At 44.4% G+C, this 12,029-nt stretch carries 10 protein-coding genes; 2 read left to right on the forward strand and 8 right to left on the reverse strand.

The features are described 5' to 3' along the window. Positions 1-41 precede the first annotated feature (41 nt). On the forward strand, positions 42-482 hold the full coding sequence (locus V1500_RS22495) for a ferritin family protein (RefSeq protein WP_409302783.1): 441 nt from the start codon (positions 42-44) through the stop codon (positions 480-482). Between the two features lie 316 nt (positions 483-798). Here the strand turns inward: V1500_RS22495 and V1500_RS22500 are convergent, their stop codons facing one another. From V1500_RS22500 to V1500_RS22510, 3 genes are all read right to left on the reverse strand, one after another. Continuing rightward, entirely contained in the window at positions 799-2,853 is a 2,055-nt protein-coding gene (locus V1500_RS22500) for a putative bifunctional diguanylate cyclase/phosphodiesterase (protein ID WP_409302784.1), read from the reverse strand. Positions 2,854-3,162: 309 nt separating this feature from the next. Continuing rightward, on the reverse strand, positions 3,163-4,356 hold the full coding sequence (locus V1500_RS22505; RefSeq protein WP_409302786.1) for a PDZ domain-containing protein: 1,194 nt from the start codon (positions 4,354-4,356) through the stop codon (positions 3,163-3,165). A gap of 131 nt (positions 4,357-4,487) precedes the next feature. Continuing rightward, entirely contained in the window at positions 4,488-5,945 is a 1,458-nt protein-coding gene (locus V1500_RS22510; RefSeq protein WP_409302788.1) for a S41 family peptidase, read from the reverse strand. 176 nt (positions 5,946-6,121) lie between these two features. On the opposite strand from V1500_RS22510, the gene V1500_RS22515 reads away from it, so the two are divergent. Beyond that, entirely contained in the window at positions 6,122-6,790 is a 669-nt protein-coding gene (locus V1500_RS22515) for a DUF421 domain-containing protein (RefSeq protein ID WP_409302790.1), read from the forward strand. Between the two features lie 554 nt (positions 6,791-7,344). On the opposite strand, the gene V1500_RS22520 is transcribed toward V1500_RS22515, so the two are convergent. The 5 genes from V1500_RS22520 to V1500_RS22540 all read right to left on the reverse strand — a co-directional run bounded on the left by V1500_RS22520 (position 7,345) and on the right by V1500_RS22540 (position 12,000). Beyond that, a complete protein-coding gene (locus V1500_RS22520; RefSeq protein ID WP_409302791.1) occupies positions 7,345-8,709 on the reverse strand; it encodes a murein hydrolase activator EnvC family protein in 1,365 nt (454 codons plus the stop codon). Between the two features lie 172 nt (positions 8,710-8,881). Next, positions 8,882-9,775: a permease-like cell division protein FtsX gene (gene ftsX, locus V1500_RS22525; protein WP_409302793.1), complete on the reverse strand. Its 894-nt coding sequence runs from the start codon at positions 9,773-9,775 to the stop codon at positions 8,882-8,884. Then, positions 9,765-10,451, reverse strand: a complete 687-nt coding sequence (gene ftsE / locus V1500_RS22530; RefSeq protein WP_409302794.1) for a cell division ATP-binding protein FtsE — start codon at positions 10,449-10,451, stop codon at positions 9,765-9,767. The genes ftsX and ftsE overlap by 11 nt, the downstream gene beginning before the upstream one ends. Positions 10,452-10,761: 310 nt before the next feature. Continuing rightward, positions 10,762-11,091, reverse strand: a complete 330-nt coding sequence (cccB, locus tag V1500_RS22535; protein WP_409302796.1) for a cytochrome c551 — start codon at positions 11,089-11,091, stop codon at positions 10,762-10,764. Positions 11,092-11,136: 45 nt separating this feature from the next. Further along, positions 11,137-12,000 (reverse strand): YitT family protein, encoded by an 864-nt coding sequence (locus tag V1500_RS22540; protein WP_409306090.1) that lies wholly within the window; start codon positions 11,998-12,000, stop codon positions 11,137-11,139. Positions 12,001-12,029: the final 29 nt, after the last annotated feature.

Here is a 12,029-nt window from a genome sequence, read left to right on the forward strand (position 1 = left end):
TTCACCCATACAATATAGCGAAAATATGGGGAGGGACTGAAGTGTCATCTTATTATGATTATTATCCGAATATATACAGACAGAGCAACCAATTCATCAGGAACCTTGAAAGAGCCATAAACGGAGAGTATAGTGTTATAAATTGCTATGAAAAATTGGCCCGCATGGCTACAAACCAAGCGGAGCGAAATCAGATTCAAGAAATACGCCAGGACGAAATACGGCACTTTCAGCAATTCAGCCAATTATATACCAATCTTGCAGGCAGACAGCCGCAGCCTCAAATAACAGAGCAATGCCCAAATTCGTATCGCCCTGGACTGGAGTTTGCTTTCAGAGATGAGCAGGAAACCGTGGATTTTTATTTAGATATGGCAGAAAGTGCAGAAACCCAAGGCATTAAAGAAATGTTCCGGCGGGCAGCCGCTGATGAACAAAACCACGCTGTTTGGTTCCTGTCCTTTATGACACGATTGAGGTGACAGACTCGCCTCTTTGTCGGTTATGCGATATGAACGGTCACCCCTTCCTTTTACGAACAAAGCAAACATAAAAAACGACCAGTTGAGAGACTGGCCGCAGAAATATAGAAAAAACCTTTGTTTTCATTCAAAAAGATTCGACATAGTTTCTCATACCAAAAACTGTGGCACCATATGTTCTCCACTCTTGAATGAATCTGTAAAAGAGCGGTCACCCTGTGTGGAAGGGGTATCACCCTTGGTTACTGCTTTAACTGACTGAAGGGAGTCTGACCCTCGTAACTGTTTAACCAACTGAAGAAGGTCTGACCCCCGGCTATTCCACGTATTGTTTTCTCATATTATAACTATCAGAGAACCAGGTGGTTAATTCATCTGCTGTCATAGGCTTTGCGAAGTAGTAGCCCTGGATTACGGGGCGCTCAGGCATATGTGTTAAGAACTCCCATTGCTCGGCACTCTCGACTCCTTCTACCACGATTTTAAAACCAAGCGTATGGCACAAGGAGATGATGGCCTTTATAATCGCGGAATCCTTGTCTGAGTCAGGTACTCGATCCACGAAGGATTTATCAATCTTTAATGTGGAAATCGGCAATCGCTGCAGGTAGGACAGAGAAGACACCCCCGTCCCGAAATCATCCAGCGCAACCGAAAAACCATGTCTGCGAATCTCACCGACCGAACGGATCGCGTTTTCAATATTGCTCACAACACTGGTTTCGGTCATTTCAAGCTCCAGATTGTCCGCTTTTATGCCGTGTTTTGCAACACTATCCTTAAGAACCCGAATCAACCGGGAGGAAGTAATATAAGGACCAGGAATATTCACCGCTACTTGCCACGCTGGCATGCCTTTTTTCTGCCATTCCGAAATTTGCAAACAAACCCTGTCTATTACCCAGTCTGTAACGTCGAACAATTTGCCGCCTTCCTCCATCACCGGTATGAACATGGCTGGCGATAAAGGCCCATGGACTGGGTGATTCCAGCGTATCAAAGCTTCCAATCCCATGATATCTTGTGTGAAAGGACATACTTTTGGCTGATAAGCGAGGTAAAGCTCATCATTTGCCATAGCTTGATCGATGTCATTCACTAATTGCTGCTCTCTATTATAGATATGCACATTCGGATCGTACTCGACAACTTGATGTTCGTAGGCAGTCAGAGGATGATGCAGCACAGCAATGGCGTTCGCAAATAGCTGGCTGGCATTTTCCCCGTTGTGCCTGGCGGATACAACGGCCACCATGTCTATAAGAACGCTTTGTTCTTGAACGATCAGAGGCTGGCGAAGGATGGCGCACAGCCTTTCCAGAGTTGTTTTGATTTCGGCTGCCGGCTGGTTCTCATATCCAATAAGCGCAAACCTATTCCCTTCAATTCGATAAATCTCCGATGAAGGAGGCTTTAGCTGTAACAGCAAAGTGCTGACTGTCCGTATAATCTGATCGCCGAATTCGTATCCAAATCCGCTATTCCACTTTTCTAATCCGTGCAAATGTACGACAGCCACATTCTTTGCCGAGGTAAACATATCAATAGATTTTTCAAATTGTCTTCTATTCGGAAGCTTGGTCAACGAATCAAAAAAGTTCAGCCTATGGTCTACATATCTGTCCAGTATTCCCGATAAGCCGGAAAGGCCGAGGAGCATGACAATTCCTACAGTCACAGCAACCATTAGAATCGTGATTCCCATTTCATGTACCTCATGATTCAACCCGGAAGCATCGTCCTGCTGATAAAATACCACAGCAGCCATCCCGGTATAATGCATGCTTGAAATAGCCAATCCCATCAACGCGGCTGTGATTATTTTAATGAAACGATTATTCATATGAAGCTGTAATTTTTCAAAAATATAAAGGGCTATAAAGGACACTGCTATCGCGATCAGGATAGAGAATATAAAGATCCATGGCCGGTATGCATACTCCACCGCCATCTCCATTGCCTCCATACCAATGTAGTGCATTGAGGCAATCCCCAGACCCATAACAGTTCCTGCAATCACATAGGCAGTGAGGGAGCGTTTTGGACGATTGGCAATATAAAATGCAATGTGGGATGCCAGTAAAGCAGGGATTACTGAAAATATGGTCAACAACGGGTCATATTTCATACTTACAGGAAGCATGAAGGCTCCCATACCGATAAAATGCATCGACCAGATGCCAAAGCCCATTGCAAGCGATGCGAGCCCAATCCAAACAGAGCGGGGAAAGAAGCTATTTTGCTGAATCCGTTCATTCAGGGAGAGTGCGGTATAAGATGCACAGCAGGCGATGATAATCGATAAGACTACCACGGGCATGGAATATTCGCCATGAAGAATAAACACATCAGATTGAGGAACTGTAAACATGTTTGCATACTCCTTGTCGTAAATTCTTGCAGTCTCGAACTTTTGTAAATCCGCAATCAAACTCGATTGTTCCTGCGATTCACAAAATAATTATATCGGTCAGGAATCTATTTATTTCAGTCTTTCGTCAAAACTACTATATACAAATTAACAAGATTCGTCATTTATTTTTCAGACAAACCTAAATTCCAAATAATAACAGAAAAAAATCATTTATTAAGCAAATAAACAATTACAGAGCAGACAAATAAAAATGCCCTTTAAAAAATTTTAAAGGACATAATTAATTACTGTGGCGAAAAGCGCAGGTTAACCCACCCGGTTTCTATGTCTATTCATGCCTTCCACAAATAGAATTCCCAGTTCGTGATGCTCACCTTCGTAAAGGGCCTTCTGCACGAAGCGCAGCTGTTCATTGTTTCCGATTACCTCAAGCTTGCAGTGCGCCCTGTTTTTCTGGAGCGCCTCATACAATTCGAGTTCATCCCTTACAACAATCCCGTTTACCTTTGTGATGACCTCACCCATCATAAGCCCCATCTTATCCGCCGGGCTCTGGGGCAAGACTCCAAGAATACGGACACCCAACTTGCTTCTTGAAAAATAAAATGGCCTTTTTTCTTCACCAAGCCTTGTGAAATAATGGATCAATTCTCTGCCAAGAACGGCCAATACTACAGCCACCAAGGCCAGAATGTTATACCAGTGGCTGCCTGCCGCAATGGCAGTGATGACGATTCCTAAAACAATCACCTTGCGGCCATGTGCACTGATCGCTTCAATCGGCAGCCGGCCACGCACTTCCTGAGCAAAGCCGATCAAGAACGGCAAAAGTATAGGGGTTACATGAATTTCACCCAGCGAAAAGACCGGCCACCACGCAAATGGAGAAGGAAGGTCCCCGCCAGGTACCAGTGTCAGCACGGGTACCAGCCAAACCCTTTTTGAAATATATGAGCCGACCGTCAGCCCCCGCTTTGAGACAATCAAGGAAGGGGAAACTTTCTTAGAGCCATTCCTTATGATCAGGAAGCCTTCCGCAACCAGCATCAATCCCAATAAAATCGCCATGGCGGGGATGATTGGCTGTTTCAGCGCATCAAAGCTCTCCTGAACATATGGGAGCTCTATATTCCGTCCGTTCACAAAAAACAGCACGAAGAAAGCTAGACCAATCGTATATGCCGGAGACAGGAACCTAAGCCTGAACGTTAGGGCCAGAAGGAATGTAGCAGCGCCGATAAGGATCATTCCTGCCATCGGAAGCACTACGCCCGAAGCTAATGTAATCAATGACAAGATGAATCCCCAAAGGATTCCCAATGGCAATAAATATCTTAACTCGTGGATACTATCATATATACGTATATGAAAGTCACGGCGTTCCCGCTTCACCCGCAGAATCCCGATTGCAATGGCAAGCAAAATAGATATATAAAAGACCGGATGAAGAAATATCGCTCCCAACCCTTTCAAACAAGCATATAGCCATTCTTCAGCCAAAACTCTTCACCGTCCCTTGTCTATCCAAAACTAGTAATATAATTATCTCCTATTGTAGCAAAACAGCACTGTTATGCATACAGGGTCTGTCCGGAAAAACAGAAAAAACCCAGCGATGCACCGGGTCGTGGTTATTTGGTTATATAAAGCAGGGCAGTACGGAGCTGGACGTCATTTTCCTCATCCCTTACTTTATTGATTATGGCCTCTTCCAGCCTTCCAGCCGTTTTGTTATTCAATTCCCCTGTTACGGGCAGCCCTTCTATTCTTTGGAAGGCCTTGATTGCAATCTCCGTTTTCAAATCTAAATAACCGTCTTCCCGTCCAGGCTCAAAGCCAAGACCCTTTAACATTCCCTGCGCATATTTGATTTGAGAGTTAGCCATATCGCGCTTCATTGTTTGATCTACCTGCAGAGGATGGGAATTGAAATAATCCGGCTGCTTTACCTCTACGGTCGGCGCTATCCCCTTTTTATGAATCCAATTGCCATCCGGGGTGAGCCATTTAAACAAGGTCAGTTTAATACTGCTCCCATCCTCCATTTCAATCGGCTGCTGCACTGTCCCTTTGCCAAAGGTCCTTTCACCAATGGTAGGATAGCCTCCAGCCTCCTTCATCGCAGCGGCAAGTATTTCTGCGGCAGATGCACTCCCCTTGTCAGTCAGCACCGCTATCGGATACTCCTTTGGCTTTTTCAAGTCTGTTAAAAACGCTTGTGACTCGCCGTTTCTCGCTTCAATCTTCATATATGGCTTATCCTTCGTTATAAACAATCCCAATATTTCGTTTACACTTACCAATAGCCCGCCAGGATTGCCGCGTACATCAATGACCAGCCCTTCTATATCCTTGTTCTCCAGTTCTTTCAATTGCTTTTTAAACTCTTCTGCCGTTCCCTGTGAAAAACTCGTAACTTCCATATAGCCGATATCTCTTCCGGCGGACTCTTTAATAGAAGATATCACTGTATCAACCGGGATTTCATCTCTGACAATAGTTAAGGTGATAGGCTCAGGAACTCCCTGCCGCTTTATTTCCATCTTTACCTTGGTACCTTTTTTTCCGCGGATCATTAATCTCGTTTCAAATAAATTTCGCCCCTGAACGCTTTTCCCATCAATCTTCAGCAATTCATCCTTTGGCTTAAGGCCTGCTTTTTCAGCCGGGGAGTCTTTATAGGGAGAGACGATGATGATTTTACCATTTTCCATTCCAATTTCAGCACCAATTCCCTGAAAGGTGGATTCGAGCGTTTCCCCAAACTGCTTGGCCGTTTCTTTGTTCATATAAACGGAGTATGGGTCCTTAAGCGTGGACAGCATCCCCTGGATGGCCCCTTCCTCCAGCTTCGTTTTGTCCACCTTTTCCACATACTTCTTCATTATGAGATTATATGCCTCTTCTGCCTTCACCAAATGTCCTTCAGCACGCTCCGATTCCCTCTGATCCGTTTTAGACCCTGCTTCCCGCTCCTCCAAAAAATCACCCAGGGGGTTTTTCTCTGTTCCCGAAAAATAAACACCGCCAGCTGCTCCTGTGGATAAGGAGAGAATAACTGCCAGCGGCAGAGCCCATTTTTTCGCCATATCATTGCTCCTTCGCCATTCGAAATGGTTCCAGCAATCCATCTCTTTTTTTACATCCTATGAATGGCTTGTACAAAATATTACGCAAGACAGGGGCATGATGGAAATACGGGAAAATTTATTTAGATTATCATCATTTCTTGATGGGAAAAGGAATGCAGAAGGGAGTGAACAACATGCTATACGGCAGCATTGCGATCAAACTAATCATCGGGTTTATTGCCCTCCTCATTGTCATGCGCATTATGGGAAAAAAAGAAATGTCTGATATAACCCCATTTGATTTCATATACACCTTCATACTGGGCGGCATTCTGGAAGAGGCCCTTTATAGCAAAAATATCTCTGTCCTCCATATCCTGTTCGCAATCACACTATGGAGTGTTCTTATTTATACAGTTGAGGTCATCGTCCAAAAAGTAGATGTGCTAAGGCGCCCTTTGAAAGGAGTCCCGGACATGCTGATCGAGGAAGGAAAAATCAACCTTAGGGCGATAAAGAAAAACCATATAGAGATGGAGCAGCTTCGTTCCATGCTCCGGCAGCAGGGTGTGTTTTCCATTAAGGATGTGGAATATGCAATTCTTGAGCCAAATGGAGCCGTCAGCATCATACAGCATGAGCCCTCTGCTGCAGAGGAAAATACTGCGCCCAGGCAGCCTAAACCCTCGATTATGTTAATTGATGAAGGACGCATACTGGAAAAAGAGCTAACAAAAATCGGCAAGACCAAGCAATGGCTTCAATCCGAGCTAAGAAAACTGAATTTGTCTTCACCTGAAAGAATTTTTTATGCTGAATGGACTGGGCAGGGAGAGTTTTACGCAAAAGGGTATGATGATTAGGAGAAATTGTAGTCTAAAGTTTTAGTGCGTGCCTTTGCTGGAAATATGACAACTGGGTACTTGCGGGTTCGCTCATAAGACTTGAGTTTCGAGCATAAGAATGCAATATCGAGCATAAATCCCGGATTCCGAGCATAACAATGTGAATTTCGAGCATACACGGCCCTATTTCAAGCATAAAGGACTTGCAAGCCTATTAGAAACTCATAAATTATAACGATAAGCAGGTTTTTATGTAATGTGAGGAACTTTTTAACGGTTTATATCTATTTTTCTTTCAAAAATTCAAATTAAAAAGCGATGAACCTTACAACCGGGAATTTGTCATTAACTTCTTCAAAATGTCGTTATAATCTTGTTACCTACAATTAGAACAATGAATGGCCCACCAAACGGCTAACTGAAGATTTTAAAAGTCTAATAAACCAGCTGTCCAAATTTAACCACAAGAACAGAAGTATAGCACACTAGTTTACATAAACTTGCCCCTTCTTAGTAAAAAAAGAAAAGCCCGACTATTGCCTGCCGGGCCCATCCATTAATCTATACTTCTATTAATAATGAACATAATCTAAAGGATTCACAGCGTTGGATTTTGCAACATTCCACGGTCCTTTGTGGATTTCAAAATGCAGGTGCTGTCCGTATGAGCGGCCAGTGTTACCCATGATACCGACTTGCTGGCCCTTTGCCACCACTTGGCCTGTGCTTACGTTCATGGAGCGCAGGTGAGCATAAACAGTCGTCCAAACCTGGCCATTGATCGAGTGAGTGACCATTACACAGTTTCCATAGGTACTGGACACATAGGCGCGCATGACTACGCCGTCTGCTGCAGACACGATTGGCACAGTGCCCCCAGCAGCGATATCGATACCGGCGTGCTGCTTATTCCATCTTTCACCCATTGTTGAAGTGACTACTCCAGCGGATGGGTTGGTGAACAATCCAGCTGAAACAGCCGGTGCTGGGGCTGGGGCTGGAGCTGGTGCCGGAGCACTTCTGGTCTCAGGTGCTGACTTAGCAGAGCTGCTTGAATTTGAATGGCTTTTCGGCGCAGACTGTGCTGCACGTTTCCTTGCAGCCTCAGCTGCTTGCCTTCTTTCTGCCGCCGCACGTTCCCTAGCCTCTGCAAGCTCGGCCTGGCGCTGCTTCTCAAGGCCAATAGCTTTTTGCAATGCTACCTCTTGAGCCTGAAGCGTCTCTGCTTGTTCCTGAAGACCCATTTTTTCATGTACATGTTCTTTTTCTTCTATTTTCAACTTCTTCATTAAGATTTCTTTTTGAGCCATCTGCTTGGTAAGATTGGCTTTAATCGTTTGCAATTCAGAGAGCATGTCTTGCAGATTGGCAAGCTTATCTTCTACCTCTTTCTGCTTGTCTTCCAGATCTTTTTTGTCTCTTTCTTGCTCTTCAAGGATTTGCTGGTCCGCTTCCACAATGGTCGCAACCGCGTTTACACGGCCGACAAAATCACTGAAGCTCGAGGAACCCAGAAGAACCTCCAAATAATTCACGTTACCGCCTGACTCTTGGAAAGATACTGCCCGTTCCTTTAATAAAGCGTCTCTCTTCTTAATTCGCTCTTTTAAAATAGCAATCTCTTTTTCCAGCTCGGCAATTTTATTTTTCGTGTCGAGAATTTCATTATTCTTTTCTGTAATCTTTCGATTGGATTCATCAATCGCCGCTTCGATCCGCTGCATTTGTTCTTCCAGGCTGACCTGCTGGTCCTGAAGACGGTTGATTTCCTCATTGGCACTATGTATATCCGAACGGATATCCTGTCTTTTTTCCTGAATCCTGTTCACTTTTTGTTCCATGTCAGAGATGCTTTCTGCAGCTGCTCCCTGAACGGAAAAGATACTGGTTAATCCAAGTACGATTGTTGTATTTAATGCTACGATTTTCTTTTTCAATTCGCTTTCCCCTTTCTTTCTCTTCCCTGCAAGTGGAACTTAAAAAGAGAAGGTACAGGCCGTAATTGTACGGCCTCTGACGCCCTCCGCCCTGCTGTCCAGGGCTACCCATGATGTTTTGTCAAAAATCTCGTAACTGCTTTTACAAAAGTCTCGTAACCTATTACTAACTTTATATTTTCAGGAACTTTCTAACGGACATTAAGCTTCCCCAAACCCCGATCAATCCGCCCAACAGCAGCAGGATTGCTGCAATCTGATAGATAAATGGAGATGGCTGAAGTAATTCTACAAATTTAATATTAATCTTCGGATTGACGAAATCGAAAAGGTAGTAGTAAACACCGCCGATAATCGCAATCGGAACGAAAGCGCCCAATACTCCGAGCCATAGCCCCTCAAGGAAGAACGGCCAACGGATGAAGGTATTTGTCGCGCCCACCAATCTCATAATCTCGATTTCTTTTCTTCTTGCAACGATCGTGATTTTGATCGTATTGGAGATTAAGAACATGGCCGTGAACAGCAAGCCCAAAATCAGGACAATCCCGATATTTCTTGCAACGTTCACCACATCAAACATTTTTTCGACATAGCCCTGTCCATATTTTACAGACTGGACATAATTATAGCCTTCCGCTTCCTTGGCCACTTTGATAACATCCTGCGGACTCTTTGTCTTTACGACATATACATCACGAAGCGGATTATCCTGTTCGAACAGCTCGAAAGCCTGTCCGTTTTCGCCCATATCTTTAATTAAATTGTTTAATTCTTGCTCTTTCGGGGAAAAAGTAACTGAATCGACTTCTTTGATTTGCTCGAGCTTTGTACCAATCAGCTGCTGGTCCTGCTCAGTGGCCGCAGAATCTACATGAACCCTGATTTCCACATCTTTTTCGATGTTTCCGGCAATATGGTTCAGGTTCATCATGATGACAAAGAATACCCCGACAAGCAGCAGTGTCACCGTCACTGCGCTGATGGATGCGAAAGTCATCCAGCCGTTTCGCCCGAGATTTTTGCCGCTTTCACGGAAATGCCTGCGAAGTGTATTAAAACTCATAACCGTACTCACCTCGCTGCTCATCACGGACAATCTTACCGCCTTCAATAGCGATAACCCGATGCTTGATATTGTTTACAATGTCTCTGTTGTGTGTAGCCATGATTACCGTTGTACCCCGTTTATTGATTTCTTCAAAAATGTTCATGATATCCCATGATGTCTCAGGATCCAGGTTACCTGTAGGCTCATCAGCAATGACTACCTTTGGCGAATTGACGATCGACCTTGCGATAGAAACCCTTTGCTGCTCTCCACCGGATAACTCTGATGGCAGCATCCGGACCTTGTGCTTCAGCCCCACCAGGTCAAGCACCTCCATTACACGCTTCCTGATTTCCACAGGATGCTTTTCAATAACCTCCATGGCGAAGGCCACATTTTCATAGACAGTCAGCGTCGGAAGCAGCTTGAAGTCCTGGAAGATGACCCCTATATTCCTGCGGAACAAGGGTACCTTTGTATTTCTCAGCTTTGGAAGGCTTATCCCGTTCACGACAATATTCCCTTCTGTCGGACGCTCTTCCCGGTACATCATTTTTATAAAAGTGGATTTCCCTGCACCGCTGGGACCCACGACATATACAAATTCACCCTGCTTAATCTTGACGTTGACCCCGCTAAGGGCAACCACACCATTCGGGTAGGTTTTCTTAACCTCTGACATTTCTATCATAATAATAAAACCACCTATATTTTCATTCGTATTAGACTTATCACATTCAGTGAATCGTTTTGCGCCATTTTACAAGAGGCAATTAAGCCTGGCGCATCTATCAAAAATTATCAGAAATATCTTTTGCAGCTTTACAATGACAATAAACATGAAAAAATAACAGGTTTCCCTGTTACCCAAACACATTATAACATCTAACTTTGTCATTATAAGCTAAATATTATTACAGTTTCATTTCATTTAGATGTATGAACAACTGAACACCCTGCAAATAAAAACGCCCTCCCAAATGGAAGGACGAAAATATATCCTATTTTTTTCCGGCAAGCCATTCCGCAACTTTGGCAGCATCGTCTCCGGTAACAATTTTCGACGGCATAGAGCCCTTGCCTTCTTCAATTACCTTTTCGATATCTTCTTTTGAAAGCCTGCTCCCAATATCATTAAGTTTAGGTCCGACCACACCCTCAAGTTTTTCACCATGGCACCCTGAACACTTGTTTTTATAAATTTCCGCTGCATCGCCGTCTCCTGCTGAAGAAGTTCCGCCTTCCGCAGACTCATTATCATAGTTTCCACCGCCACATGCGGCTAAAATGAGTGCCGTTCCCATAAACAGCGTCAGTAGCTTCTTTTTCATAAGAAGTCCCCCCAAACATAATATACAAGGAATAGTATACCAGTTTTATGCCCGTTTAAAACCTTCACCAAGCACCTCTGAAGCATCGGCAACGATGACGAACGCCCTCGGGTCAACGTTTTTCACGATTTGTTTCAATTTCGTGAATTCCGATTGGTCAACAACACACATCAAGATCGGCCGCTCGTCCTCCGTATAGCCGCCCACACCTGATAATCTGGTCACTCCCCGATCGATTTCATGGATAATCGCATGGCGTACCTCTGGCTCTTGATTCGTGATGACCAAAACCATCTTAGAACGCCCAAGTCCAATTTGCACAACATCTATGGTCTTGCTTGTAACATAAAGGGCAATCAAAGCATATAGCCCTTTTTCAATGTCAAAGATGATGGCTGCCGTCAGCACGATCAGTCCATCAATCACCGCCACACATGTTCCCAGGGACCAATTCGTAAACTTGTGGATAATTTGCGCCGCAAGGTCTGTGCCCCCTGTTGATGCCTTCCCGCGGAACACAATCCCGAGCCCAAGACCTACACCAATCCCGCCGCAGATCGCACCCAACAAGGCATCAGTTGTCCATGGCTCCCAGTGCTTTGTCAGAAAAACAACAAATGGAAGAAATATAGTACCTACCAGAGTTTTCACACCGAACTGCATCCCAAGAAAAATCAGGCCGGCAATGAACAGAGGAACATTCAGCGCCCACTGTACATAAGCCGGTTCCCATCCAAGCGTGGCATCCACAATTGTACTGATCCCGCTTACTCCTCCTGAAGCGATTCTGTTCGGCAATAAAAATACATTAAATGCAATGGCCACGATTGCCGAGCCCAGCAAGACACACCCATACTCACTGAGCTTTGATAAAACAGGATGCTCCGGCTCCCTGTTCCTCTTTCTCATATTCATATAAAAAAGCCCCCTTATGTTAA

The sequence above is a fragment of the Peribacillus sedimenti genome (assembly GCF_046237635.1).
Classification (GTDB): domain Bacteria; phylum Bacillota; class Bacilli; order Bacillales; family DSM-1321; genus Peribacillus; species Peribacillus sedimenti.